We start from the raw sequence: 23,674 nt of genomic DNA, 5'->3' as shown, positions 1-23,674 counted from the left end.
GGCCGAACCGCTGCTTGCGACGGTGCTCAACAGGCTCAGACCGCAGCCTGATGTCCCGACAGTGATCGAGTCAGCTATGAACGTGCTCGAATAGATGGCCCCACATCCGACGCCCGGCACGCAAGAAGACGAGCGTTGGCCATCGAAGTTTGCATCTACCAGTCCCGAGGTCCAGGGTCATCAGAGAATGGTCGCGCCCGCCTCCCCTCCAAGAACTCCGCGAGGCCGTTGTACGACGGATTGGCGGGCGTCGCTCGGTTCGTGAGCGGATGCGGCGCCGAGGCCCGATTCTCGGAAACGCGACGATGAAGTAACCTCCCCTGGCGTCGCCATCTGGAGTCAGCGCGAAGGCGGAGTTCCCAGCGCACAAGGAAACGCAGCACCTGTACGCCGCCGATTGAAGAGAACAAAGCAAACACTCCGAAGCCCAACCAGTAGGCGGATGGGTTAGTGGAAGCAAGGTGTTCAAGCATCGGTGCAACGCTACTGAAGGCATCCGAATGGCCGCGATCGCCAGTACGGGGGGGGTGACCCCGGCTGGATGGCCGAGCCTACGACTTATCCAGAGTTCGGCGACGCTAAGGCGTCCACCGCTCGTCATGGCGACAGCGCGGTGCGAATGAAATTATCGACTATCTGGGCCGAATGGATAGCCCGAACTGCGGACCTCTAAGGTGCCCCTGGAGGGACTCGAACCCCCAACCGTTTCCTTAGGACGGAACTGCTCTTCCATTGAGCTACAGAGGCTGGCCCGTCGAGTCTAGCGAACGCCGCGCATCCCCCTCGCAAAAAATCTTGCTATTCAGTGTTGCTAACTACCGGTACTCATGCTTACTATGTACCGGTAATCAGCAACACTGACTAGCAAGCAGGAAGGAGGGTCCCATGGGCAAGCAAGAGACCGAGATGCTCAAGGGGACGCTCGAGGGCATCGTGCTCGCCATCCTGTCGCGTCGGCCCGCGTACGGGTACGAGATCACCGCGTGGCTGCGCGACCAGGGGTTCGCCGACATCGCGGAGGGCACCATCTACGCCCTCCTCGTCCGGGTGGAACAGCGTGGGCTCGTGGATGTCGAGAAGGTTCCATCCGAGAAGGGTCCGCCGCGCAAGGTGTACACCCTCAACGCCCGGGGTCGTGACTACCTCGAAGAGTTCTGGAGGACGTGGAGCTTCCTCGCAGAACGGATCGAACAGCTCCACGAAGGAGACAACTGATCATGGCAGCGAAGTGGATCGAGACGATCACCGGATCCCTCGAGCAGAAGAAGCAGTACCGGCAGTACAAGGCCCGCGTGCAGGCCCTGCCGGAGCCGTACCGCGGCGCCGCGAAGGCGTTCGAGCGGTACTTCATGTACAACGGCGGCATCACCGACGGCGACACGCTCGTCACGATGCTCTCCGATTTCGCCGACATGTGGGAGCGGGCGGCCATCGACGGCACGCCGATCAGCGAGCTCGTCGGGGGCGACCCCATCGACTTCGCCGAGACCTACACGGAGTCCTACGGCGGCGTGAAGTGGATCGACAAGGAGCGGGCCCGCCTCATCAAGGCGGTCCAGGAGGCGGAACAGGAGGAGAAGAAATGAGCGCACCCGCGATCAGCGTCCGCGGCATCGAGAAGTCGTTCAAAGACGTCGAGGTGCTCCGCGGGGTCGACTTCGACGTGCAGGCGGGCACCATCTTCGCCCTGCTCGGCTCCAACGGGGCCGGCAAGACGACGCTCGTCCGCATCCTCAGCACCCTCCTCCGCGCCGACGGCGGCACCGCCACCGTGCACGGGGTGGATGTGGCGGCCAAGCCCTCCGACGTCCGCGGCGCGATCAGCCTCACCGGGCAGTTCGCCGCGGTGGATGAGGTGCTCACCGGGCGCGAGAACCTCATCCTCGTCGCCAAGCTGCGCCACCTGAAAGACCCGGGCGGCATCGCCGACGACCTGCTCGCCCGGTTCTCCCTCACCGACGCCGGCAAGCGCAAGGCGTCCACCTACTCGGGTGGGATGCGGCGCCGGCTCGACATCGCGATGAGCCTGATCGGCAACCCGCCGATCATCTTCCTCGACGAGCCCACCACCGGACTCGACCCGCAGGCGCGCATCGAGGTGTGGGAGACGGTCAAGCGCCTCGCCGGCCAGGGGACGACGGTGCTGCTCACCACGCAGTACCTCGACGAGGCGGAGCAGCTCGCCGACCGGATCGCCATCCTCCACAAGGGGACGATCATCCAGAACGGCACCCTCGACGAGCTCAAGCGGCTGCTCCCGGCCGCGAAGGTCGAATACGTCGAGAAGCAGCCGACGCTCGAAGAGGTCTTCCTCGCGCTCGTCGGCGACACGGGAGACGAGAACACCGACACCACCACCGACCGCACCGAGGGCGCGGCCGCCACAGGAAGGAGAGCACGATGACCGCCACCGTTCTCAGCGACACCGGTGTGCTCACCGGGCGCTCGCTCCGCCACATCCTGCGCAGCCCCGACACCATCATCACCACCGCGGTCACGCCGATCGCCCTGATGCTGCTGTTCGTCTACGTGCTGGGCGGCGCGATCAACACCGGCTCCAGCAGCTCGTACGTCAACTACCTGCTGCCGGGCATCCTGCTCATCACGATCGCCTCGGGGGTCGCGTACACGTCCTACCGGCTGTTCCTCGACCTGCAGGGCGGCATCTTCGAGCGGTTCCAGTCGATGCCGATCGCCCGCAGCAGCGTGCTGTGGGGGCACGTCCTCACGTCGCTCGTCGCGAACATCGTCTCGATGGCCATCGTGATCGGCGTCGCGCTGATCATGGGCTTCCGCACGGGAGCATCGGTCTGGGCCTGGCTCGGCGTCGCCGGCATCCTCATCCTCTTCACCCTCGCCCTCACCTGGCTCGCGGTCATCGCGGGGCTCTCGGCGAAGACGGTGGATGGGGCCAGCGCCTTCAGCTACCCGCTGATCTTCCTGCCCTTCATCAGCTCGGCGTTCGTCCCCACGACGTCGATGCCGGGACCGGTCGCCTGGTTCGCCGAGAACCAGCCGGTCACGTCCATCGTCAACACCATCCGCGCACTGTTCGAGCAGCAGCCGGTCGGAGGGGACATCTGGATCGCCCTCGCTTGGCTCGTCGGCATCCTCGTCATCGCGTACGCCTTCGCGATGGTCATCTACCGCCGCAAGGTCACCGCGGGCTGACCGGGGTCACGCTGCCGGCCCCGGCGCCGAACGGAAGGTTCCCACGAGGGCCTTCCGCTTCGGCCGTTAAGCCGCCCTTCGCCCGCCGCCGGGACGGGCTCATCGAGATGCCGCGTCACCCTTCGCCGTTCGCGACCGCCTCGATCCAATCCGTCTCCTCATCGGAGAGATACACGCCGTCCTCGCCATCCTCCGCAGAGCCCTCGGTCAGAACTCCGCCGGCCGCGACGATCTCGTCCGCCACCGGCTCAGGAACAGCATCCCCGTTGTTGGTGATCAGCCACGCCCTCGTCGCTTCCGACAGCGTCGGCCACCACTGCTCGATATCCATGACGGAAGTGTCCCACCGCGCGAGGGCCTTCGGCTTCGGCCGCTAACGGCTCAGCTAGCGTGGTGGGCATGACTGCCACCGTCGACATCGAGGTCGCGACTACGCTGAGCCCGGCCGATCTGGATGCGATCGAGCACCTCCTCCCCCAGCTCTCCACCACCGCCGACTACGACCGTGACCGGATCCTGGCCATGCTCGACCACCCCGGAACCGACCTCCTCGTCGCCCGAATCGGCCGTCAGGTCGTCGGCATGGCGACCCTCGCCACGTTCCCACTGCCGACCGGATGGCGCGGCCACGTCGACGACGTCGTGGTCTACGACACCCAGCGGGGCAACGGGATCGCACGGCGCCTGCTCGAGGCGATGATCGAGATCGCGCGCGAACGCGGCTTGAGGACCCTCGACCTCACGTCGCGCCCCAGCCGCGCAGCGGCCATCCGCCTCTACGAGTCCGTCGGCTTCGAGCGCCGCGACTGGTGCTGATGAGGTTGCGCAAACAGGATGCCGACGGCTAGAGGGTCAGCCGGATGCCGATGTTCTCACCGCGGTCCTCGAAGCCGAGCGAGCGCGCGAGGGAACGCGAGGCCGTGTTGCCGGCCAGGCTCCTCCAGCGGGCGATGCCCGCCGTCGCGATCGCGTCGTTCACGGCCGCAGCCGCGACCCGGCGGCCATGCCCCCTCCCCCGCAGGCCCGGGAGGGTGAGCACACCGATGTCGGACGGCTGCCCCATCCAATCGCTCAGACCGGAGACCGCCGCGAGCCGGCCGTCCGCCCGGACGCCGAACATCCTGCTCGCGTCGGCCAAGCCCGACTCCTCGAACTCGGCATCCCCGACCTCGCGCGAGAACGCCAGGACCTCCACCCCCGAGACCGGCTCGATCCCCGCGCCGTCGACGGGGAGGCCGTCACCGCGGTACGAGTGGATCGCCGGCCCGAGGATGCGCGGGGAGAAGGCGCCAAGAACCCGTTGCCAGCGGTCGACGTCCAGTGCGTCGGCGCCACCCACCGTCTGGAGGATCGGCTCCAGCTCGGCGCGGGACCGGTCCGGAGCCCGAAGCCGCACGACGCCGGGCCGCACCAGGACGTAGACGCCGGGCCACGGGTCGCGCGCCCAAGTCGTGTGGATGCCGGGCTCCCAGATCCGCGCAACGTCAACGTCGAAGACCTCGGCCCAGTACGTGTCGACGCGCGCCTCCGCCTCAGCCTTCATGCGCGCACGCGGTCACCCGGCCAGCTGCAGCTCGTGGCGGCGCCAGGGCTCGGTGAACTCCTCCCAGTTGGGGTCGTTCCAGCGCATGCTGATCAGCGACGCCATGTTCAGGTGCGGCTCCTTCAGCTCGAACGGGAGCTTCCAGCCCAGCTCGCTGAGCAGGCGGTCCGACTTCACGTTGTTGCAGCGGAAGCAGGCGACGACCACGTTGTCCCAGGTGTGGGTGCCGCCGCGGGCGCGCGGGATGACGTGATCGAGCGTGTCGCCGTACTTGCCGCAGTACGCGCACACGTGGCCGTACCGCTCCAGCGCCGACTTGCGCGTCAGCGGGATGCGGCGGTGCGGCACCTTGATGAACTGGTTCAGGAGGACGACGCTCGGCGCATCCAGCACCAGGGAGCGGCTGTGCAGCTGCGCGCCGCTCTGCGCGATCGTCGACGCTTTCCCGCTCAGCACCAGCATGATCGCGCGTCGCGTCGCGATCACGCCGAGCGGCTCGTAGCTGGCGTTGAGAACCAGAGTCTTCATCTGCGGCCCTTCGGGACAAGAGGAGGGAGGGTGCTCGGGCAAACAAAAAGGGCACTGTCCGTGCGGACAGCGCCCAAGGAGGAGGCGGCATGGTGGCGGCACGCCACATGGTGGCGGTGGCAGGCCTCGACGTGGTGGCGGCAGGCGAGGAAGTCGCCCCAGCGGGAGAGCGTGATGCTCGATCCCGTCGGAAGGCCGCGCTCGTCCCACCCGGTCGCCCTCAGCGGCCCGGCGGAACGCGTTCCGACCATCGGATCCTCCGAATCTGCGGCTGCGTGACGCAGCGTCAGAACGCCAGGGTAACCCAGAAACGGCGCGCCACCTATTCGGGGCGCGCCGTTCCTGTGCTGTGGTGCGGAGTGTTCACCGAACGGAAACCCGCGGGTGTGCGTCCGGAGAGAAGGGCAACCGGGCTCAGATGCCCAGGCGGACGATGTAGTAGTCGCTGGTCCAGATCGGGCGGATCGAGATCGAGCGGCCGGAGTCCGGGGCGTCCATGATGTTGCCGTTGCCGGCGTAGAAGCCGTCGTGGCCCGGCATGATCACCAGGTCGCCCGGCTGGGCGTCGGCGATCGAGATGCGCTTGCCCCTCGCGGCCTGGCCGGACACCGAGTGCGGGAGGGAGACCCCGAACTGGGCGTACACGTACATGACGTAGCCGGAGCAGTCGAAGCCCGCAGGGGTGGCGCCGCCGTACACGTACGGGGTGCCGATGTACTGCTGGGCCACCGAGAACACCTGCGAGAGGCTGAAGTTCGGGTACGGCGGGTTGGCGAGGAAGTCGGAGACGGACGGGCCCGTCGACTTGCTGGCGTACGTGGCCAGCTCGACGGCGGCCTGGCGTCGGGCGGCCTCCGCGGCGGCGACGGCCTTCTGCGCGGCCAGCTGCTCCTCCGTCGTAGCGGAGGCGGCGTCGCGGCTGACGGTCGACGCGGCGACCCCGCCGACCTCGACGGTCTGCGACTGGGCCTTCTTCATCGAGTCGGCGGCGCTGGGGCCGAAGCCCGCGCTCTGCGCGTCGCTCGGGTTGAAAGCGAAAGCAGGGAGGGACATGGTCGCGATGATCCCGGTGGCGACGGTGATGACACCGGCGTTGAGGATCCATCCGCCCTTGCGCTTCTTCTTCGCCTGCGCTGCCGTCGAGCCGGTTGCCGTGCGGACGGCGGTCGAAGCGGCGCGGCCGTTCGTGCGCGCCGGCGACGATGCCGGGCGGGATGACGCGGCGGCCTCACGCTGCACGCGCTGCGCGCGGCGGGAGACGGGGGTGGAAGGGGAAGAAGTGATGTCCGTGCTGCTCTGGTCCGGGTTCGAACGGTCCTGGAGGGGACCGGTCGTGCTCGAGTCTGCCAAAGTGTGACCTCCAACGCTCCGGCAGCACTAGGGAGCTGCCCCCGTCCGCACGAGTGGCTTCGGCTTCACGGATCGAGAGACGGGTACTAGGGGGGTGGAGCGTCTCGATCCAGGGTCCTGATGGGCCGGATGGTGGCCCGTTCGGACTCGTAAGAGACTACGGGACGAGACCCCGTTTGTCACATCTTTTCGGGCGCTTTTTAACGAATCGGTAACGGGAATCAGGCGTCGACGAAGATGTGCGCGGCGAGTTCGTTGGGCAGTTCCAGGCCCGTCTCGAACCCGTCGATCTGCACGGCGACGTAGGAGCCGGCCGGGGAGAAAGTGCCGGTCGAGCCCGGAAAGACACCAGCCTGCTTGAGCTGCAGCAGGAGCTCGGGATCGACCTGAGCGGGCTCGCCCAGACGCCGGATCCTGGCAGTCACCCCGGAATCGCTGCCGCGCACGACGTCGACCAGGTTGATCAGGTTCTCGGTGGAAAGGGAGGAGTCGGCAGCGCCCAGCTCGCCGAGACCGGGGATCGGGTTGCCGTACGGCGACTCGGTCGGGTGGCCGAGCATGGTCAGCAGCTTGCGCTCCACCTGCTCGCTCATCACGTGCTCCCAGCGGCAGGCCTCTTCGTGGACGTACTCCCACTCGAGCTCGATGACGTCGCTCAGCAGGCGCTCCGCGAGGCGGTGCTTGCGCATCACGTGGACAGCCTTGCGGCGGCCGTCGTCGGTGAGCTCCAGGTGACGGTCGCCGGAGACGACGACCAGACCGTCGCGCTCCATGCGGCCGACGGTCTGCGAGACGGTCGGACCGGAGTGGCCGAGACGCTCGGAGATGCGCGCACGCAGGGGGACGATGTTGTCCTCCTCCAACTCCAGGATGGTGCGAAGGTACATCTCGGTCGTATCGATCAGATCGGTCATGAACCCCTCCACGTGACGGCGCGCGAACGTCGGATGACAGCCTACTTGGTGCGGCCGACAGCCAGGCGCAGGCCCGGGCGGAGCGCTCGTGCGCGCCGTCCTGAGCATGCAACAGCCAATACACTTCAGTTATGCCGGACGTCACGATCCCCTCTGAGCTGCTGCCCGCCGACGGTCGATTCGGATGCGGACCCTCCAAGGTCCGGCCCGAGCAGGTCGCCTACCTGGCCGGGGCCGGTGCCGAGCTGCTCGGCACCTCGCACCGCCAGGCGCCGGTGAAGAACCTGGTCGGCCGCGTGCGCGAGGGCCTCGGCGAGCTGTTCCGCCTGCCGGAGGGCTACGAGGTCGTCATCGGCAACGGCGGCTCGACCGCGTTCTGGGACGCTGCGGCGTTCGGCCTCATCGAGAAGCGCAGCGAGAACCTCGTCTTCGGCGAGTTCGGCGGCAAGTTCGCCAAGGCCGCGCAGACCCCGTGGCTGGAGGCCCCGCACGTCATCGAGGCGCCCGGCGGATCGCGCAGCGAGGTCGAGGTCGTCGACGGCGTCGACGTGTACGCGTGGCCGCACAACGAGACGTCCACCGGTGTCATGGCGCCGGTCCGCCGCGTCCACGGCGACGACGGCGCGCTCACGGTCATCGATGCGACCAGCGCGGCCGGCGGCGTCGATCTCGACGTCAGCGAGGCGGACGTCTACTACTTCGCCCCGCAGAAGAACTTCGCGTCGGACGGCGGCCTCTGGCTGGCCCTCTTCTCCCCCGCCGCTCTCGAGCGGGTCGAGCGCATCGCGGCGAGCGACCGCTACATCCCCGAGTTCCTCAGCCTCAAGAACGCCGTCGACAACTCGCGGCTCAACCAGACGCTGAACACGCCGGCGATCGCGACGCTGGTGCTGCTGGAGAACCAGCTCGAGTGGATGAACGGCAACGGCGGCCTCGCCTGGGCCGACGCCCGCACCCGCGAGTCGTCCGGCGCGCTGTACTCGTGGGCCGAGTCGGTCGAGTACGCGACCCCGTTCGTCGCCGACCCCGCGCACCGCTCGCAGGTCGTGGTCACGATCGACTTCGACGACCGCGTGGATGCGGCGGCGGTCGCGAAGGCACTGCGCGCCAACGGCGTGGTCGACACCGAGCCGTACCGCAAGCTCGGCCGCAACCAGCTGCGCGTCGCGACGTTCACGGCGATCGAGCCGGCGGATGTGCGGGCCCTGATCGGCTGCATCGAGTACGTGGTCGAGCGGCTGGGCTGACCGCGCGATGCGCCTCTGGCTCCGCGACGACGAACGTCGGCCCGACCCGGTCCCCGTGAAGACGGATGACCGGAGGGCCGTCGTCGTCGGGCTAGCCCTGTGGCTGGTCGCCCTCGTCGTCGTCCTGATCGTCGGCGGCCCGGCGGTCGCCTCCGGCACCTGGCTCTGGACCATCGTCGTCGGACTCGTCCTCGGCGTCCTCGGACTCGGCTACCTCACCGTCACGCGCCGCCGCTGAGGCGTCGGCGTCTTCGTCGTCTTCATCGTCTGCGTCGGCCTCGTCGTCATCTTCGTCGGCGAGCGCCGCGGCCTCCTCCGCCTCCAGATCGAGGTCGCTGTCGACGTCCGTCTCCTCGTCGAAGTCGACGTCGACACTGTCGATGTCGACGCCGTCCACATCGTCGTCGCCGTGCAGGTCGTGCACGTCGTGGTCGTCCTCGGCGTCGTCGAAGCCCTCCTCGGACTCGTCGTCGCTCTCGTCCTCGTCCTCGTCGTCGTCCACGCTGTCGTCATCCGACTCGGCGTCCGCGCTCGCGTTGGCCTCCTGCGCGGCCTGGTACTCGGCCAGGCGCTCCGACCAGGGCACCCAGTCGGGCGCCAGCAGCGATCCGTCGCCGGGCATCAGCTCAGCCTCGAGCACGGTCGGCTCGTCGTCGTCGCCGGCGCGGCCGACGGTGACGGTCCAGCGCCAGTCCGGGTAGCCCGACAGGCGGCTGGCGAAGAGCAGGGAGACGACACCCGGCCCCTCGACGACGTGGCCGAGGGGTTCGCCGATCGTGGCCTCCGGGGTGATCTCGGCCAGCGCCTGGAGTGCGAGCGGAACCGCGGCGAGCAGCTCGGGCTCGGCGACCAGCGGTTCGGCCGGCTCCGCATCCACGATCACGTCCGTCACCTCAACGGCCTCGGCCGCCTCGGCGCCCGGGTCGACGTCGTCGCCGCGCTCAGGCATCCAGGTCGTCCGCGACCTTGCGCAGCACGGCGGCGATCTTCGCGCCGTGCGCCTTGTCGGGGTACTTGCCGCGGCGAAGGTTCGCGCCGATGCCGTCGAGCAGCTTCACGAGGTCCTCGACGATGATCGCCATGTCGTCCGCCGACTTGCGCTTCATCTTCACCAGGCTCGGCGGAGCCTCCAGAACGCGCACGGAGAGCGCCTGCGCTCCGCGCTTGCCGTCGGCGATGCCGAACTCCAGACGGGTTCCCGCTTTGACGACGGCACCGGCGGGAAGCGCCGAGGCGTGCAGGAAGACTTCCTGGCCGTCATCGGAGCTGATGAAGCCGAAGCCTTTCTCCTCGTCGTAGAACTTGACCTTGCCGGTTGGCATGGGAACCTCACTTCGCATGGGGGATCGGATGACCAACCTCAATTATCCTTGATTTCGTGACCCAGCAGACCCCGCCGCCGGCATCGCGGCTCCAGCGCATCCTGTCGTACATCGTCGCCGCGCTCGTCATCGTTTCCCTGGTCTGCATCGCAGCCATCCTGATCGGGACGGCGGCCGGGCAATTCGCGGCCCAGGGTTCCGGCCTCGGGCTGTGGCCGACCGTCTTCTTCTTCCCCCTGGTGGCCCTGCCGATCGCCTTCGTGCTGATCATCGTCCTCCTCATCGTCAGCGCCCGGCGCAACCGGGCGGCCAACGCGGCCAACGGCACCAAGGGCCGGCGCTAGGGGCCGGGACGGCCGGCGGTTCGGCGCCATGACCACCACACTCGCTCTCGCAGCCCGGCTGCGGGAGCTGGACGACGCTGCGCTCGTCTCCGCGCTGCACCACCGCACCTACCGACGGACCGGGCTGTCCGACTTCTTCGACCTGGCGGACGCCCTCCTGGATGCGGACTCCCTCCAGCGCGCCCTCGCCCCGCTCGACCGGACGCGCCTGGCGGCGCTCGTCGCCCTGGGCAGCGGAGGCGGCCCGCTGACGGCCGACGAGCTCGCCCGGCGGCTGGAGGTCGAGCCCGCGACGGCCGGGACGACGCTCGAGGCGGCGGAGGCGGCGCTGGTCGACCTCGACGGCCTGCTGCTCGTCCATCCCGCCGACGCCGACGCCGACACGAGCGCCGACGCGCCCGCCGGTCGCGTGGTCGTCTACGACGCCGTCACCACCCACCTCGCCACCTGGCCCGCTTCCGGGCTGCCGTCACCCGCCGAGCTGCTCGGCACCCCGCCCCCACCCGCTCTGGCGCCCGTGCCGGACACGGAGAGCCGGTTCACCGACCGCCTCGCCTCCGAGCGCGCCTTCGAGGCCGTGACGGCCGTGTCCGAACTCCTGGCGGAGCTGGGGCGCGAGGGAGCGCGCCGGCTGCAGAAGGGCGGACTAGCACTCCCCGCGGTCAAGCGCCTGGCCGAGGCGCTCTCGGTGGACGCCGACATCGTCTCCGTGGTCCTCTCCGCCGCCGAGCGCGCCGGCCTCGCTGCGGTCGACGATGGGATGTGGCTGCCGACGGAGGCCGCCGCCGACTGGTCGCACTCCCCCACCCGCGACCGCTGGCGCGCCCTCGCCGCCGCCTGGCTCGACGCGCTTCCGGCCGACCTCCGCACCCTCCTGGCGCTGCGCAGCCGCGCCGCGTGGGGAGACAGCCTGCGCGAGCACGTCGCCTGGCTGTACCCGGCGGCCGTCGAGGAGGCGCAGCGACGGGTGGATGCGCACACCCGCCTCGCCGAGTGGCTCGGCGTCACCGCGCACCAGGCGCCGTCATCCGCCGGCACCGCGCTGGTCGAGGACGGCCCGGAGGCCGCGACCGAGGTCATGGCGGCCCAGTTCCCGTCCGAGGTGGACCGCGTCTACCTCCAGCACGACCTCACCATCGTCTCCCCCGGGCCGCTCGCGCCGGAGGTCGAGGGGAGGCTGCGCGGGATCGCCGACCTCGAGTCCCGCGCTCTCGCCTCGACGTTCCGCCTCTCCGCCACCTCGGTCGACCGGGCGCTGACCGCGGGCGAGACGGCCGACGGCATCCGCGACTTCCTGAGCGCGATCTCGCTCACCGGGCTGCCGCAGCCGATCGAGTACCTGATCGCCGACGCCGCCGAGCGCCACGGGCGGGTGCGCGTGCACGAGGCGGAGCGCGAGAACATGCGCTCCGCGGTCCGGTCGTCGGACCCGACGGTGCTGCGCAGCATCCAGGTCGACCAGTCGCTCAGCTCGCTGCGGCTGATCCCGACCGGAGACGGCGAGCTGGGGAGCCGGTACCCGCGGGATGTGGTGTTCTGGGCGCTCAGCGACGCGCGGTATCCGGTGGTCGCCGAGGACGCGGACGGCCGCGAGGTGACGCTCCGGCGGCAGCGGTTCGCGCATCCCCGAGCCGCGCAGGAGGCCGACCGCGACGCGGAGCTGGTCGTCCGGCTGCGCCAGGCCGAGGACGACGCCGAGGAGGACACCGGCGAGCGGTGGCTGGCGCGGCAGCTGGATGCGGCGGTCAAGGCGCGCCAGACCGTCATCGTCGAGGTGGCGATTCCCGGCGGCGAGGTCGTCGACTACCTCCTGGAGCCGACCGGGGTCGGCGGGGGCCGCCTGCGCGGACGCGACCGTGCCGCGGACATCGAGCGGACGCTCCCGCTCTCGAGCATCCGGGGCGTGCGCCCGGCACCCTGATCGCGGGAGCGCCCGGTTCCCGGCCATCCGGCCGAACCCCAGGACGCAGGGCGTAGGCTGGTGAGCTATGTCCGATGGCCCCCTGATCGTCCAGAGCGACCGCACCGTCCTGCTGGAGGTCGCGCACCCGGAGGCGGAGGACGCACGCCACGACCTCGCCGTGTTCGCCGAGCTGGAGCGCGCGCCCGAGCACATCCACACCTACCGCATCACCCGGCTGGGGCTCTGGAACGCGCGGGCCGCCGGGCACACCGCCGAGGACATGCTGGGCACCTTGGAGCGGTACTCGAAGTTCCCCATCCCGCAGACGGTGTCGGTCGACGTCTCCGAGACCGTCGCCCGGTACGGGCGGCTCGTCATCGAGCGCGACGACGAGGGGACGCTGCTGCTCCGCTCCACCGACCTGGCCGTCCTGACCGAGGTCGCGAGCGCCAAGCGGATCGCGCCGCTGCTGCTGCAGCGCCGCGACGACACGACGTTCGTCGTGGAGGCGTGGGCGCGCGGGCAGCTCAAGCAGGAGCTCGTCAAGCTCGGCTGGCCGGCGGAAGACCTGGCCGGGTACACCCCGGGGATGCCGCACGAGATCGGGCTGAAGGAGGACGGCTGGGCGCTGCGCGACTACCAGCGCAAAGCGGTGACCAACTTCTTCGACGGCGGCTCCGGCGTCGTGGTGCTCCCCTGCGGCGCGGGCAAGACGCTGGTCGGGGCCGGGGCGATGGCGACGGCGAAGACGACGACGCTCATCCTGGTGACCAACACGGTGTCGGCCCGGCAGTGGCGCGACGAGCTGCTGCGCCGCACGACGCTCACGGCCGAGGAGATCGGCGAGTACTCGGGTCAGGTGAAGGAGGTCAAGCCGGTCACGATCGCGACCTACCAGATCCTCACCGCTAAGCGGAAGGGCGAGTACGCGCACCTGGCGCTGCTGGACGCGCTCGACTGGGGGCTCGTCGTCTACGACGAGGTGCACCTGCTGCCGGCTCCCGTCTTCAAGCTCACCGCCGAGTTGCAGGCCCGCCGCCGCCTCGGACTGACGGCGACGCTGGTGCGCGAGGACGGCCGCGAGGGTGACGTGTTCAGCCTCATCGGCCCGAAGCGCTTCGACGCCCCGTGGAAGGAGATCGAGGCGCAGGGCTTCATCTCTCCGGCCGCCTGCTACGAGGTGCGCGTCGACCTGCCGCCGTCGGACCGGCTCAGCTACGCCGCCGCCCCCGACGACGAGCGGTACCGCCTGGCGGCGACGGCTCCCGCGAAGCTCGACATCGTGCGTCAGCTGGTCGCGCGGCACGAGGGGGAGCGCATCCTGATCATCGGGCAGTACCTCGATCAGATCGACGAGCTCGCGACCGCCCTGGATGCGCCGCAGCTGACCGGCGCGACGCCGGTGGACGAGCGCGAGCGGCTCTACCAGGAGTTCCGCGACGGCCGGACGAAGGTGCTCGTGGTCAGCAAGGTCGCGAACTTCTCGGTCGACCTGCCCGAGGCGACCGTCGCCATCCAGGTGTCGGGCTCGTACGGCAGCCGGCAGGAGGAGGCCCAGCGCCTCGGACGCCTGCTGCGGCCCAAGGAGTCGGGACTGTCGGCGAACTTTTACACGCTGGTCGCCCGCGACACGGTCGACCAGGACTTCGCGCAGAACCGCCAGCGGTTCCTCGCGGAGCAGGGCTACTCGTACACGATCCTCGACGCGCACGCGCTGCAGGCGGCGTAATCGGGCGCGAGATTTGGCGCAAATCGCAGATCTCGCGGGCGGGTCAGCGCAGGATGCGGGAGAGGGTCGTGCGGGCCTCGGGGTCGGCGGGGCGGTCGCGCAGCGTGATCGCGGCCTTCCAGAGGGCCCAGCCGCGCGCCCGCGACCACGTGTCGTCGTCGAGACCGACCGTGTCGACGAAAGCATCGCGGGCCGCGCTCTCGAACATCGTCCAGGCGGGCACGAGGTCACAGGCCGGGTCTCCGACGCCGGACGTGCCGAAGTCGATCACCGCGGACAGCGTGCCCGACGCATCCGTCAGCAGGTTCCCCGGCGCGACATCGCCGTGGAACCACACCGGCGCGCCGGCCCAGCGGGATGCGGTGGCCTCGGCCCAGAGCGCACGGGCCCGGTCCGCATCGACGGCCGGGAGGCGGGTGAACGCGGCGAGCGCCTCCTCGCCGTAGACCTCGGGCGGAGCGCCGCGGAAGAAGTTGTGCGTCCCCGGCTCGGGCGCGCCTTCGGTCGGAGCCGCCAGCAGCGCGACCAGGAAGCGGCCGATGGCCTCGGCGAGCGCCGCATCCCGCGACACGTCGCCGAGCAGCACCACCGGCCGGCCGGGCAGCCAGCGGTACACCGACCACGGCAGCGGGTACTCCGCGGTCGGCCGGCCCTCCGCGACCGGCTGCGGGATGGGCAGCGGCAGCAGCGGAGCCAGCCGCGGCAGCCACTCCTGCTCTTTGGCGACCTGCTCGCGGTATCCGGCGGCGCTCGGCAGCCGGACGCTCAGCTCGTCGCCGAGCCGGAACGTCCGGTTGTCCCAGCCGTCGTGCTCCACTGGGCGGAGGGGCAGCCCGCGCCACCGGGGGAACTGCGCGTCGACGAGGCGACGCACCAGGCCGGCGTCGATCTCCGGCCGGAGCTCGGCCTCCTCAGTTCCGGACATACCGCAGCAGCAGGGTGTCGTCCCCCGCCAGCGTGTGCGCCAAGCGCAACCCCAGCGGGGCGATCGGCGCGGCGCCCGTCGCGATCCGCGACGACGTCCCTCCCTCCAGCCGCGGGCTGACCGTCAGGCACAGCTCGTCCACGGCGCGTGCCGCGATCAGGTCGGCGAACAGGTGCGGACCTCCCTCGCAGTGGATGCGCTTCAGTCCCCGCTCGTGCAGCACGCGCAGTCCGCGCTCGGCCTGCACGCGGTCCCGGCCGCACACCACCACGTCGGCGACCTCCGAGAGCGCATCGCGCGCCTCCGGCCGCGACAGCTCCGTGGTGAGGATGATCGGGCGCTCCGGGGCGTCCTGGAAGATCGGGCTGCGCGGGTCGAGGTCCAGCCCGGCCGACACGATGGCGAACACCGGGTGCGCGGTCATCCCCGCCCCGCTGCGCGCCCGGGCCGACGCCGGGGCGACCCGCATCGCGCCGTACCCCTCGGCGCGTACGGTGCCCGCGCCCACCAGCACCACGTCGCACAGCCGCCGCAGCAGCTCGAACACCCGGCCGTCGACGTCGTTCGACAGCCCGCCCGAGAGTCCCTGGTGGGTGGCAGCGCCGTCCACGCTGGTGACGAAGTTCACCCGCAGCCACGGCTCCCCCGCGCCCTCCTGGTAGAGGGCGGTGATCTCGTCGTCGGTCAGCTCGGGCTGCGACGGCAGCGGCGACAGGCGGTGGATGGCGGGCTCACTCATTCACGTCTCCCATGTTGTGCTTGAGGTAGGCCGGCGCGCGGAAGCCGAGCACGGCCTCGGTCATGCGCACGGCGGCGACGGAGGCGCGCACGTCGTGCATGCGGACGATCCGCGCGCCGTTGACGATGCTGATGACGGCTGCGGCGAGCGACCCCTCCAGGCGATCCGCCCGAGGCGCGTCGAGCGTCTCGCCGATGAAGTCCTTGTTGGAGACGGCGGCGAGGGTCGGGTAGCCGAGGTCCGCGATCTCGCTGAGCCGGCGGGTCAGCTCCAGCGAGTGCAGCGTGTTCTTGTTGAGGTCGTGCCCCGGGTCGACGATGATCCGCTCCTCCGGCACGCCCGCGGCCTGCGCGCGCTCGACGCGGTCGAGCAGGAACGCGGACACCTCGGCGACCACGTCGCCGTACTGCGGCTTCGGGAACGGACGCCGCGGCTCGGCGAGGCTGTGGGTGATGACGAGCGTCGCGTCGCTGTCCGCGACGACCCGGGTCAGGTCGGGGTCGCGCAACCCGGTGGTGTCGTTGATGACGGTCGCCCCGGCCGCGATGGCCTCGCGGGCGACGGCCGCGTGGAAGGTGTCCACCGAGATGACCACGTCGGATCCGGCCCGCAGCGCGGCGACCACCGGAACGACGCGCTCGATCTCCTCCTCGACCGGCACGGGCTCGCCCGGAGCGAAGGGCGCGCCGCCGATGTCGACCCAGTCGGCGCCGAGCGCGACCGCCTCGAAGCAGGCGTCCACCGCCCGGTCGAAGGCGTACGTGCGGCCCTGGTCGTAGAACGAGTCCGGCGTGCGGTTCACCACCGCCATGACGGCGACCTGCCGCGAGAAGTCGAACGTGCGCGCGCCGATCCTCCGGACCGGGACGCGCAGCGGCGGCAGGTACGGCTCAGAGCGTGGCAAGATCGACGTCCCGATCGGCCAGGCGGCTCGCATCCACGTGCTCCCCCAGGCGGATGAGGCGCTGGATGTCGTCCTGCACATCCCACACGTTGACGTTCATGCCCGCCACCACCCGGTCGTTCCGCAGCCAGAACGCGATGAACTCGCGGGAGTCGACGTCGCCCCGGAACACGACGCGGGCGCCGGCGGTGAGCGGGCCGTACCCCGAATACTCCATGCCCAGATCGTATTGGTCGGAGTAGAAGTATGGGATGTCATCGTACGACGCGCGCTCGCCGAGGATGGCGTGCGCCGCGACCTTGCCGCTGGCGATCGCGTTCGCCCAGTGCTCGCTGCGGAGGTGCCGGCCGATCGCCGGAAGGAAGGGATTCGCGACGTCGCCCACGGCGTAGACGTCGTCGATGCTGCTCCGCATCCCCTTGTCGGTGAGAACGCCCTCCGCGACCGCCGCGCCGGAGCGCTCGGCCACCAGGCTGTTCGGCGAGGCCCCGACACCGGCGACCACCACGTCGGCCGGGATGCGCTCCCCCGACGCCAGCACGACGTGCTGCTCCTCGCCGCCGTCGACGCCGACGACCTTCGCGCCGTTGCGGAATGCGACACCGTTGTCCCGGTGCAGCCGCTCGAAGACGCCGCCGAGCTCCCGACCGACGGCCCCGCTGAGCGGCACCGCCGAGTGGCCGATCACGGTCACGTCGTTGCCGTACCCGCGGGCCGCGGCTGCCACCTCCATGCCGATCCAGCCGGACCCGACGATGACGACGCGCCGGCCGCCGACCTCGAGCGCGGCGCGCAGCCAGGCGGCGTCCTCGCGGGTGCGGAGCGGGAACACCGCGCCGTGCCCGCTGCCCGGCACCCCGAGCGGGCGGGCGCGCGCCCCGGTCGCGAGTACGAGGCTGTCGTAAGTGATCCGGCCGCCGTCGGAGACGAACAGCTCGTGCGCGTCCGCCTCGAACGAGCCCGCCTCGACGTTCGGAATGAACTCGACCGCATTGTCGGCGTACCAGCCGGCGGGGTGCACGTCGGCATCCTCGATCCCGCCCTCGCCCTTCAGGTACTCCTTCGACAGCGGCGGGCGGATGTACGGGTGGTGCTCCTCGGCACCGAGCAGCAGGATGCGACCGCCGAAGCCGCGCTCGCGCAGCTCGGTGGCGACGGTCGCGCCGGCCAAGCCGGCCCCGGCGATCAGGACGGTGGGTTCAGACATGATCTCAGCATCCACCGTTCACACGGCCCGCGCCAGCGCCGTGCACTCAGGGCGCACCGACGGCTCACAGCTAAGACCCAGCCGACGCGCAGATACTGTCTCCATGAACGCAGGACCCCGCATTCTCATCGTCGACGACGAGCCGAACATCCGCGACCTCCTCACCACCAGTCTCCGTTTCGCCGGGTTCGCCGTCCGCGCGGTCGGGAACGGCGCGCAGGCGATCTCCGCGGTCCTCGAAGAGGAGCCCGACCTCATCATCCTCGACGTCATGCTGCCGGACATGAACGGCTTCGGCGTGACCAAGCGCCTCCGCGGCGCCGGCTACACCGCGCCCATTCTGTTCCTCACGGCGAAGGACGACACCGAGGACAAGATCACCGGCCTCACCGTCGGCGGCGACGACTACGTCACCAAGCCGTTCAGCCTCGACGAGATCGTCGCCCGTATCAAGGCCATCCTGCGCCGCACGATGCAGGCCGACGAGGACGCGGTCATCCGCGCGGGCGAGCTGACGATGGACCAGGACACGCACGAGGTCTTCGTGGGCGACACCCCGATCGAGCTCAGCCCGACCGAGTTCAAGCTGCTGCGCTACCTGATGCTGAACCCCAACCGCGTGCTGTCGAAGGCGCAGATCCTCGACCACGTCTGGGAGTACGACTTCAACGGCGACGCCGGCATCGTCGAGTCCTACATCTCGTACCTGCGCCGCAAGGTGGATGCGCACTCCAGCGAGCCGCTCATCCAGACCAAGCGCGGGTTCGGCTACATGCTGAAGGCCGCGAAAGCCTGAGGTGCGCACCGGGCGCACACATGCCCGGCACAGCATCCCCCGCTTAGACTGACGGCCTGATGCACTCACGTCTGCTCGACCGCTGGAACGCGATCTCCCTGCGCACGAAGATCACGGGCGTGACCGTGCTCATGCTGACGCTCGGGCTGCTCGTGACCGGCATCGGCACGATGTCGATGCTGAAGCCGGTGCTTCTCGACCAGCTGGACGCGCAGCTCTCGGCCGCGTCGGGTGCGTCGTACCTGAACACCTACCTCGGCACGGCGTCGTCGGACGACGACCAGATCGCGACCGACTCGAGCCCGTCGGACTACTTCGCCGCGCTGTACGACTCCAGCGGCAAGCTGGTGAAGAGCAACTGGTCGAACATCCCGTATGCGCACCGTCCGGCGATCCCCACCACCCTGACCCTCCCCGAGGCGAAGGGCATGAACGGCGGATTCACGCTGCCGAGCAACGACGGCCGGACCACGTACCGTGCCCTCGCGACGACGCAGACGTTCGCGGGCAGCGGTGAGCTCGCCACCGCGATCGTGGCGACGACGACATCGCAGATCGACACGGTGATGGCGAGCTTCCTGGCGATCTTCCTCGGCTTCGGCGTGATCGTGATCGTCGTCGGCGCCGGCCTGACCCGGATGCTCGTCACGACGACGTTCTCGCCGTTGCGAGAAGTGGAGCAGACAGCCGCGGCCATCGCCGACGGAGACTTCAGCCAGCGGCTCGGCGGCGCCACCCCGAACACGGAGGTGGGGCGGCTCAACCGCTCGCTCAACACCATGCTGAACCGCATCGACCGGGCCTTCAGCGACCGCGCGCGCACGATCGAGCAGATGCGCCGCTTCGTCGGCGACGCCTCGCACGAGCTGCGCACTCCGCTGGTCTCCGTGCGTGGCTACGCCGAGCTGTACCGGATGGGCGCGCTGCAGACTCCCGAAGACGTGGCTCAGGCGATGGATCGCATCGAGAAGGAGGCGATCCGCATGGGCATACTCGTGGAGGACCTCCTCGAGCTCGCCCGGCTGGACGAGACCAAGCCCCTCGACCTGCACCGCGTCGACCTGGTCAAGATCGCGCAGGACGCGGCGATGGACGCGATGGCCGGTTCGCCGGGCCGCGTCGTGACCGTGCTGACGCCGGAACCGCGTGCGCCCCAGGAGGACGACACCGCGGAGCCCGGACTGGACACCGTCCCGATGACGATCCCCGACACGGACGCGCGGCCGAGCAACGCCACCGGACCGATCGCGTTCGCGGGCTCGGCGCTCGCGCGCCTGCGCCGCGGCCGCAGCCGCCGCGCGACGACCGGCCCGCTGCCGATCTCGACCGGCGAGAAGGTGGTGCTGACGCAGCCGGCCCCCTCGGAGCCCGCGATCGTCATGGCGGAGGAGAACAAGCTCCGCCAGGTCATCACCAACCTGATGGGCAACGCGCTGCGCTACACGCCGGAGGGCAGCCCGATCGAGATCGCGGTGCAGATCGACCACCGCACCGAGCGCGGCATCATCGAAGTCCGCGACCACGGCGAGGGCATCCCTCCGCAGATCCGCGAGAAGATCTTCCAGCGCTTCTGGCGCGCCGACACGTCGCGCGCCCGCGAGACCGGGGGCAGCGGACTGGGGCTCGCAATCGTCTCGTCCATCGTGGCCGCGCACAACGGGACGGTCGACGTGGTCGACACCGAGGGAGGCGGCGCGACCTTCCGCGTCTCGCTGCCGCTCGCCGGCTCCCCCGCCGCCCCCAAGCCCGTCGCGCCGTAACGGCCCGCCCGCCCGCCGAGGTGCGACATCCTGTCGCCACTCGACCCGGATTCCGGCATCGAGTCACGACTCGCTGCCCCTCCGCGATGTCGCGGAGGGGCGCACGCGAAGAGGGCGCCTCCCGAATGGGAGACGCCCTCTCTGCGTGGTGCGGGGACTTAGAAGTCCATGCCTGCGCCCGGGTCTCCGACCGGAGCCGGGTTCTTCTCGGGCTTGTCGGCGACGACGGCCTCGGTGGTGAGGAACAGGCCCGCGATCGACGCGGCGTTCTGCAGCGCCGAGCGGGTGACCTTCACCGGGTCGTTGATGCCGGAGGCCAGCATGTCGACGTACTCGCCGGTCGCGGCGTTGAGGCCGTGGCCGACCGGGAGGTTGCGGACCTTCTCGACGACGACGCCGGCCTCGAGGCCCGCGTTGATCGCGATCTGCTTCAGCGGAGCCTCGATGGCGACCTTGACGATGTTGGCGCCGGTCGCCTCGTCACCGGTGAGCTGCAGCTTCTCGAAGGCGGTCTTGCCGGCCTGGATGAGGGCCACGCCACCACCGGCGACGATGCCCTCCTCGACGGCGGCCTTCGCGTTGCGGACGGCGTCCTCGATGCGGTGCTTGCGCTCCTTGAGCTCGACCTCGGTGGCCGCGCCCGCCTTGATGACGGCGACGCCGCCCGCGAGCTTGGCGAGGCGCTCCTGCAGCTTCTCGCGGTCGTAGTCCGAGTCGGTCGACTCGATCTCGTTGCGGATCTGCTGCACGCGGCCGGCGATGGCCTCCGGGTCACCGGAACCCTCGACGATCGTGGTCTCGTCCTTGGTGATGACGACCTTGCGGGCCTGGCCGAGCAGGTCGAGGGTGACGTTCTCGAGCTTGAGACCGACCTCCTCGGAGATGACCTGGCCGCCGGTCAGGATCGCGATGTCCTGCAGCATGGCCTTGCGGCGGTCGCCGAAGCCCGGAGCCTTGACGGCGACGGACTTGAAGATGCCGCGGATCTTGTTCACGATCAGGGTCGCGAGGGCCTCGCCGTCGACGTCCTCAGCGATGATGAGGAGCGGCTTGCCGGCCTGGATCACCTTGTCGACGATCGGCAGGAGGTCCTTGATGTTGCTGATCTTCTGGTTGGCGATGAGGATGTACGGGTCCTCGAACACCGCCTCCTGGCGGTCCTGGTCGGTCACGAAGTACTGCGACAGGAAGCCCTTGTCGAAGCGCATGCCCTCGGTGAGCTCGAGCTCGGTGCCGAAGGTGTTCGACTCCTCGACGGTGACGACGCCCTCCTTGCCGACCTTGTCGATCGCCTCGGCGATGATCTCGCCGATGGTGGTGTCACCGGCGGAGATGGACGCGGTGGCCGCGATCTCCTCCTTGGTCTCGACCTCCTTGGCGGAGGCGATGAGCTCCTCGGTGACCGCCGCGACAGCCTTCTCGATGCCGCGCTTCAGGGTGATCGGGTCAGCGCCGGCCGCGACGTTCCGCAGGCCCTCCTTGACCAGGGCCTGAGCGAGGACGGTCGCGGTGGTGGTGCCGTCGCCGGCGACGTCGTCGGTCTTCTTGGCGACCTCCTTGACGAGCTCCGCGCCGATCTTCTCGTACGGGTCGTCGAGCTCGATCTCCTTTGCGATGGAGACGCCGTCGTTGGTGATCGTCGGTGCGCCCCACTTCTTCTCGAGGACGACGTTACGACCGCGCGGGCCCAGGGTCACCTTGACCGTGTCGGCCAGGGTGTTGAGGCCGCGCTCGAGGCCGCGGCGGGCGTCCTCGTTGAAAGCAATGATCTTTGCCATGTGTTTCTCGTCCCTCCCGGACGTGTGCGAAAGATTCCGTCTATTAGCACTCGATCAGATGGAGTGCTAAAGCGATTCTGGCACTCGCCGCTGTCGAGTGCAAGGTCACTCCGCGACCGGCGAACACCGGGAGCAACGGCGAAGCGCCGCCCCCGATGGGGACGGCGCTCCGCAGATTCGTTGGTTCGCTGTGCTCAGGCCAGTCGCACCGACTCGGCCTGCGGGCCCTTCTGCCCGGTGCCGACCTCGAAGACGACCTGCTGGCCCTCTTCGAGGACCTTGTATCCGTTCATGTCAATCGCGGAGTAATGAACGAAAACGTCCTGTCCCCCTCCATCGACGGTGATGAAGCCGTAGCCCTTCTCAGCGTTGAACCACTTCACGGTCCCGTTCGCCATGCATTACTCCCATTGCTGTGTCGCTCGCGCGATCCGTCGCCGCACGTTGACTCCCGATCCTAATGCTTTCAATAGGCGGCGACGCCAGAGATTTCGTGAATCGACTACGAAATGAAGCGAAAGTTAAACACGCGCGAAACAAAGAGATCCGGCCCTGGTCGGAGCGCGGATCAGCCCCGGTAGTTCGCGCCGATCACGACCGTGATGTCCGCGCCGGTGTCGTCGAACGCGTTGCTCTGCTGGATGGTCGCTCCCGGCAGCGACTGCACCACGCCCAGAGCGGCGGCCTGGTTGGCCGGGTTGCCGTAGTAGACGATCGTGGATGCCAGGTCGTTGCGGTCGGCGTTGGCGAGAGCGGCGATCTTCCACCCCGCGGCCTTGAGCTTGTCGCCGACGGTCTGCGCCAGGCCTTCCGTGGCCGTGCCGTTGAGCACGTTGACCTGCAGCGACGGGTTGACGGTCGGGACGATCGTCGGCGTCGGCGTGGGCGTCGGCGTCTGCGACCGGGACGTCGAGGCCGGCGATCCGTGGAAAGAGAGGTTGCCGTTGATGACCGAGAGCCCGAAGATGCCGGCGCCGACCAGCACGATCGTGGCGAGCGCCGCCCATCCGACCGCGATCCAGCCGCGACCCCGCGGGCGCGGCGCCCGGTGGGCGCCGACGCGCTTCAGGCCGTCGGGGATCTCGTCGAACCTGTCGCGGGGATACTTCTCAGCCATCGGGGGATGCGGTCCTCGGGGTCAGTCGCCGGACGGGAGGGTCCGTGCGTGTCGGGCGGCCAGCCTCGCCTCGCGCAGCCGCAGCAGCCTCTTGACGAGCATGGGGTCGTGGCGGAGGGCGGCCGGACGGTCGATCAGCGCACCGAGCAACTGATAGTACCGAGCTGCCGAGAGACCGAACTCCTCGCGGATGGCCTGCTCCTTGGCTCCGGCATGACGCCACCACTGGCGTTCGAACGCGAGGATCGCGGCATCCCGATCGCTCAGCTGATCCGTGTCCGAGGGCGTGCGGTCGGTGGCAGGCCGTCCGTCGGCAGACCGGGTCACGCGCACCGCCTTCCCTCGTCACGGACGCCGGGCGGTGCCGGTCGTGCCGGTCGCGCCCCGCGCTCGCGCA

The 23,674-nt window shown here is 69.8% G+C and carries 27 protein-coding genes, 1 tRNA gene and 1 pseudogene; 13 read left to right on the top strand and 16 right to left on the bottom strand.

What is annotated here, in order from left to right:
• Positions 1–675: 675 nt before the first annotated feature.
• Positions 676–747 (bottom strand) — tRNA-Arg (locus BLW09_RS04740).
• Positions 748–885: 138 nt separating this feature from the next.
• On the opposite strand from BLW09_RS04740, the gene BLW09_RS04735 reads away from it, so the two are divergent.
• From BLW09_RS04735 to BLW09_RS04720, 4 genes are read left to right on the top strand one after another with little or no spacing between them, the layout of a single operon-like run.
• Positions 886–1,215 (top strand): PadR family transcriptional regulator, encoded by a 330-nt coding sequence (locus BLW09_RS04735; RefSeq protein ID WP_089909106.1) that lies wholly within the window; start codon positions 886–888, stop codon positions 1,213–1,215.
• A 2-nt stretch (positions 1,216–1,217) separates the two neighbouring features.
• Complete coding sequence (locus tag BLW09_RS04730) at positions 1,218–1,586, top strand: DUF1048 domain-containing protein (protein WP_089909104.1); 369 nt, start codon at positions 1,218–1,220, stop codon at positions 1,584–1,586.
• Positions 1,583–2,404: an ABC transporter ATP-binding protein gene (locus tag BLW09_RS04725; RefSeq protein WP_089909101.1), complete on the top strand. Its 822-nt coding sequence runs from the start codon at positions 1,583–1,585 to the stop codon at positions 2,402–2,404. Before BLW09_RS04730 ends, BLW09_RS04725 begins: the two co-directional genes overlap by 4 nt.
• A complete protein-coding gene (locus BLW09_RS04720) occupies positions 2,401–3,171 on the top strand; it encodes an ABC transporter permease (protein WP_089909098.1) in 771 nt (256 codons plus the stop codon). Before BLW09_RS04725 ends, BLW09_RS04720 begins: the two co-directional genes overlap by 4 nt.
• A 115-nt stretch (positions 3,172–3,286) precedes the next feature.
• Here the strand turns inward: BLW09_RS04720 and BLW09_RS04715 are convergent, their stop codons facing one another.
• Entirely contained in the window at positions 3,287–3,502 is a 216-nt protein-coding gene (locus BLW09_RS04715) for a hypothetical protein (protein WP_089909095.1), read from the bottom strand.
• Between the two features lie 68 nt (positions 3,503–3,570).
• On the opposite strand from BLW09_RS04715, the gene BLW09_RS04710 reads away from it, so the two are divergent.
• Positions 3,571–3,987: a GNAT family N-acetyltransferase gene (locus tag BLW09_RS04710; protein WP_231947064.1), complete on the top strand. Its 417-nt coding sequence runs from the start codon at positions 3,571–3,573 to the stop codon at positions 3,985–3,987.
• A gap of 28 nt (positions 3,988–4,015) precedes the next feature.
• On the opposite strand, the gene BLW09_RS04705 is transcribed toward BLW09_RS04710, so the two are convergent.
• The 3 genes from BLW09_RS04705 to BLW09_RS04695 form a co-directional block, all read right to left on the bottom strand.
• Positions 4,016–4,714: a GNAT family N-acetyltransferase gene (locus tag BLW09_RS04705; protein WP_089909092.1), complete on the bottom strand. Its 699-nt coding sequence runs from the start codon at positions 4,712–4,714 to the stop codon at positions 4,016–4,018.
• 12 nt (positions 4,715–4,726) lie between these two features.
• Entirely contained in the window at positions 4,727–5,242 is a 516-nt protein-coding gene (locus BLW09_RS04700) for an HNH endonuclease (protein WP_089909089.1), read from the bottom strand.
• A gap of 414 nt (positions 5,243–5,656) precedes the next feature.
• On the bottom strand, positions 5,657–6,295 hold the full coding sequence (locus BLW09_RS04695; protein ID WP_157696903.1) for a C40 family peptidase: 639 nt from the start codon (positions 6,293–6,295) through the stop codon (positions 5,657–5,659).
• Here BLW09_RS04695 and BLW09_RS18870 point away from each other — a divergent pair.
• Positions 6,294–6,599, top strand: a complete 306-nt coding sequence (locus BLW09_RS18870) for a hypothetical protein (protein WP_157696902.1) — start codon at positions 6,294–6,296, stop codon at positions 6,597–6,599. The genes BLW09_RS04695 and BLW09_RS18870 overlap by 2 nt on opposite strands.
• A 214-nt stretch (positions 6,600–6,813) precedes the next feature.
• Here the strand turns inward: BLW09_RS18870 and BLW09_RS04690 are convergent, their stop codons facing one another.
• Positions 6,814–7,506: a metal-dependent transcriptional regulator gene (locus tag BLW09_RS04690; RefSeq protein WP_089909085.1), complete on the bottom strand. Its 693-nt coding sequence runs from the start codon at positions 7,504–7,506 to the stop codon at positions 6,814–6,816.
• A 131-nt stretch (positions 7,507–7,637) separates the two neighbouring features.
• On the opposite strand from BLW09_RS04690, the gene serC reads away from it, so the two are divergent.
• The gene (gene serC, locus BLW09_RS04685) at positions 7,638–8,753 is read left to right on the top strand and encodes a phosphoserine transaminase (RefSeq protein WP_089909082.1); all 1,116 of its coding nucleotides are present in this window, start codon (positions 7,638–7,640) and stop codon (positions 8,751–8,753) included.
• A gap of 7 nt (positions 8,754–8,760) precedes the next feature.
• Positions 8,761–8,925, top strand: a pseudogene (locus BLW09_RS19180) (DUF2530 domain-containing protein); the annotation flags it as partial.
• Here the strand turns inward: BLW09_RS19180 and BLW09_RS04680 are convergent.
• A complete protein-coding gene (locus BLW09_RS04680) occupies positions 8,845–9,702 on the bottom strand; it encodes a DUF3027 domain-containing protein (protein ID WP_089909080.1) in 858 nt (285 codons plus the stop codon). The pseudogene BLW09_RS19180 and the gene BLW09_RS04680 sit on opposite strands and share 81 nt — an antisense overlap.
• Positions 9,695–10,075 carry a cold-shock protein gene (locus BLW09_RS04675; protein WP_018191747.1) on the bottom strand — a complete coding sequence of 127 codons (381 nt, stop codon included), beginning with the start codon at positions 10,073–10,075 and terminating at the stop codon, positions 9,695–9,697. The genes BLW09_RS04680 and BLW09_RS04675 overlap by 8 nt, the downstream gene beginning before the upstream one ends.
• Positions 10,076–10,131: 56 nt before the next feature.
• On the opposite strand from BLW09_RS04675, the gene BLW09_RS04670 reads away from it, so the two are divergent.
• The 3 genes from BLW09_RS04670 to BLW09_RS04660 all read left to right on the top strand — a co-directional run bounded on the left by BLW09_RS04670 (position 10,132) and on the right by BLW09_RS04660 (position 14,051).
• A complete protein-coding gene (locus tag BLW09_RS04670) occupies positions 10,132–10,419 on the top strand; it encodes a hypothetical protein (protein ID WP_089909079.1) in 288 nt (95 codons plus the stop codon).
• Between the two features lie 28 nt (positions 10,420–10,447).
• Positions 10,448–12,340, top strand: coding sequence for a helicase-associated domain-containing protein (locus BLW09_RS04665; protein ID WP_089909077.1), 1,893 nt, complete (start codon positions 10,448–10,450; stop codon positions 12,338–12,340).
• A 67-nt stretch (positions 12,341–12,407) separates the two neighbouring features.
• The gene (locus BLW09_RS04660) at positions 12,408–14,051 is read left to right on the top strand and encodes a DNA repair helicase XPB (RefSeq protein ID WP_089909075.1); all 1,644 of its coding nucleotides are present in this window, start codon (positions 12,408–12,410) and stop codon (positions 14,049–14,051) included.
• 43 nt (positions 14,052–14,094) lie between these two features.
• Here the strand turns inward: BLW09_RS04660 and BLW09_RS04655 are convergent, their stop codons facing one another.
• From BLW09_RS04655 to BLW09_RS04640, 4 genes are read right to left on the bottom strand one after another with little or no spacing between them, the layout of a single operon-like run.
• Positions 14,095–14,976 carry an aminoglycoside phosphotransferase family protein gene (locus BLW09_RS04655; protein ID WP_089909072.1) on the bottom strand — a complete coding sequence of 294 codons (882 nt, stop codon included), beginning with the start codon at positions 14,974–14,976 and terminating at the stop codon, positions 14,095–14,097.
• Positions 14,963–15,715: a pyrimidine reductase family protein gene (locus BLW09_RS04650; RefSeq protein ID WP_089909069.1), complete on the bottom strand. Its 753-nt coding sequence runs from the start codon at positions 15,713–15,715 to the stop codon at positions 14,963–14,965. Before BLW09_RS04650 ends, BLW09_RS04655 begins: the two co-directional genes overlap by 14 nt.
• A complete protein-coding gene (gene folP, locus BLW09_RS04645; RefSeq protein WP_089909066.1) occupies positions 15,708–16,652 on the bottom strand; it encodes a dihydropteroate synthase in 945 nt (314 codons plus the stop codon). Before folP ends, BLW09_RS04650 begins: the two co-directional genes overlap by 8 nt.
• On the bottom strand, positions 16,606–17,826 hold the full coding sequence (locus BLW09_RS04640; protein ID WP_089909064.1) for an NAD(P)/FAD-dependent oxidoreductase: 1,221 nt from the start codon (positions 17,824–17,826) through the stop codon (positions 16,606–16,608). Before BLW09_RS04640 ends, folP begins: the two co-directional genes overlap by 47 nt.
• A 103-nt stretch (positions 17,827–17,929) precedes the next feature.
• Between BLW09_RS04640 and BLW09_RS04635 the strand changes: the two genes are divergently transcribed.
• Positions 17,930–18,622, top strand: a complete 693-nt coding sequence (locus BLW09_RS04635) for a response regulator transcription factor (RefSeq protein ID WP_018191755.1) — start codon at positions 17,930–17,932, stop codon at positions 18,620–18,622.
• 59 nt (positions 18,623–18,681) lie between these two features.
• A complete protein-coding gene (locus BLW09_RS04630) occupies positions 18,682–20,382 on the top strand; it encodes a sensor histidine kinase (protein ID WP_089909061.1) in 1,701 nt (566 codons plus the stop codon).
• A 158-nt stretch (positions 20,383–20,540) separates the two neighbouring features.
• Here BLW09_RS04630 and groL read toward each other — a convergent pair whose 3' ends face one another.
• From groL to BLW09_RS04610, 4 genes are all read right to left on the bottom strand, one after another.
• Positions 20,541–22,160, bottom strand: coding sequence for a chaperonin GroEL (groL, locus tag BLW09_RS04625; protein WP_089909058.1), 1,620 nt, complete (start codon positions 22,158–22,160; stop codon positions 20,541–20,543).
• A 194-nt stretch (positions 22,161–22,354) separates the two neighbouring features.
• Entirely contained in the window at positions 22,355–22,558 is a 204-nt protein-coding gene (locus BLW09_RS04620; RefSeq protein ID WP_018191758.1) for a cold-shock protein, read from the bottom strand.
• A gap of 170 nt (positions 22,559–22,728) precedes the next feature.
• Complete coding sequence (locus BLW09_RS04615) at positions 22,729–23,277, bottom strand: LytR C-terminal domain-containing protein (protein ID WP_089909055.1); 549 nt, start codon at positions 23,275–23,277, stop codon at positions 22,729–22,731.
• Between the two features lie 21 nt (positions 23,278–23,298).
• Positions 23,299–23,610, bottom strand: coding sequence for a DUF3263 domain-containing protein (locus BLW09_RS04610; protein ID WP_089909052.1), 312 nt, complete (start codon positions 23,608–23,610; stop codon positions 23,299–23,301).
• Between the last annotated feature and the right edge of the window lie 64 nt (positions 23,611–23,674).

It is taken from the genome of Leifsonia sp. 21MFCrub1.1, assembly GCF_900107895.1.
Classification (GTDB): domain Bacteria; phylum Actinomycetota; class Actinomycetes; order Actinomycetales; family Microbacteriaceae; genus Leifsonia; species Leifsonia soli.
The sequence above is the reverse complement of the archived record's forward strand: the minus strand, read 5'-3'. Positions and strand labels throughout refer to the sequence as shown.

Coding starts and splice junctions, on each gene's coding strand:
- BLW09_RS04680 (WP_089909080.1), bottom strand. CDS start 9,702: ATGCCTGAGCGCGGCGACGACGTCGACCCGGGCGCCGAGGCGGCCGAG.
- BLW09_RS04650 (WP_089909069.1), bottom strand. CDS start 15,715: ATGAGTGAGCCCGCCATCCACCGCCTGTCGCCGCTGCCGTCGCAGCCC.
- BLW09_RS04720 (WP_089909098.1), top strand. CDS start 2,401: ATGACCGCCACCGTTCTCAGCGACACCGGTGTGCTCACCGGGCGCTCG.
- BLW09_RS18870 (WP_157696902.1), top strand. CDS start 6,294: ATGGTCGCGATGATCCCGGTGGCGACGGTGATGACACCGGCGTTGAGG.
- BLW09_RS04660 (WP_089909075.1), top strand. CDS start 12,408: ATGTCCGATGGCCCCCTGATCGTCCAGAGCGACCGCACCGTCCTGCTG.
- BLW09_RS04635 (WP_018191755.1), top strand. CDS start 17,930: ATGAACGCAGGACCCCGCATTCTCATCGTCGACGACGAGCCGAACATC.
- serC (WP_089909082.1), top strand. CDS start 7,638: ATGCCGGACGTCACGATCCCCTCTGAGCTGCTGCCCGCCGACGGTCGA.
- BLW09_RS04620 (WP_018191758.1), bottom strand. CDS start 22,558: ATGGCGAACGGGACCGTGAAGTGGTTCAACGCTGAGAAGGGCTACGGC.
- BLW09_RS04655 (WP_089909072.1), bottom strand. CDS start 14,976: ATGTCCGGAACTGAGGAGGCCGAGCTCCGGCCGGAGATCGACGCCGGC.
- BLW09_RS04675 (WP_018191747.1), bottom strand. CDS start 10,075: ATGCCAACCGGCAAGGTCAAGTTCTACGACGAGGAGAAAGGCTTCGGC.
- BLW09_RS04735 (WP_089909106.1), top strand. CDS start 886: ATGGGCAAGCAAGAGACCGAGATGCTCAAGGGGACGCTCGAGGGCATC.
- folP (WP_089909066.1), bottom strand. CDS start 16,652: ATGCGAGCCGCCTGGCCGATCGGGACGTCGATCTTGCCACGCTCTGAG.
- groL (WP_089909058.1), bottom strand. CDS start 22,160: ATGGCAAAGATCATTGCTTTCAACGAGGACGCCCGCCGCGGCCTCGAG.
- BLW09_RS04690 (WP_089909085.1), bottom strand. CDS start 7,506: ATGACCGATCTGATCGATACGACCGAGATGTACCTTCGCACCATCCTG.
- BLW09_RS04725 (WP_089909101.1), top strand. CDS start 1,583: ATGAGCGCACCCGCGATCAGCGTCCGCGGCATCGAGAAGTCGTTCAAA.
- BLW09_RS04700 (WP_089909089.1), bottom strand. CDS start 5,242: ATGAAGACTCTGGTTCTCAACGCCAGCTACGAGCCGCTCGGCGTGATC.
- BLW09_RS04615 (WP_089909055.1), bottom strand. CDS start 23,277: ATGGCTGAGAAGTATCCCCGCGACAGGTTCGACGAGATCCCCGACGGC.
- BLW09_RS04665 (WP_089909077.1), top strand. CDS start 10,448: ATGACCACCACACTCGCTCTCGCAGCCCGGCTGCGGGAGCTGGACGAC.
- BLW09_RS04710 (WP_231947064.1), top strand. CDS start 3,571: ATGACTGCCACCGTCGACATCGAGGTCGCGACTACGCTGAGCCCGGCC.
- BLW09_RS04730 (WP_089909104.1), top strand. CDS start 1,218: ATGGCAGCGAAGTGGATCGAGACGATCACCGGATCCCTCGAGCAGAAG.
- BLW09_RS04705 (WP_089909092.1), bottom strand. CDS start 4,714: ATGAAGGCTGAGGCGGAGGCGCGCGTCGACACGTACTGGGCCGAGGTC.
- BLW09_RS04640 (WP_089909064.1), bottom strand. CDS start 17,826: ATGTCTGAACCCACCGTCCTGATCGCCGGGGCCGGCTTGGCCGGCGCG.
- BLW09_RS04715 (WP_089909095.1), bottom strand. CDS start 3,502: ATGGATATCGAGCAGTGGTGGCCGACGCTGTCGGAAGCGACGAGGGCG.
- BLW09_RS04695 (WP_157696903.1), bottom strand. CDS start 6,295: ATGTCCCTCCCTGCTTTCGCTTTCAACCCGAGCGACGCGCAGAGCGCG.
- BLW09_RS04630 (WP_089909061.1), top strand. CDS start 18,682: ATGCACTCACGTCTGCTCGACCGCTGGAACGCGATCTCCCTGCGCACG.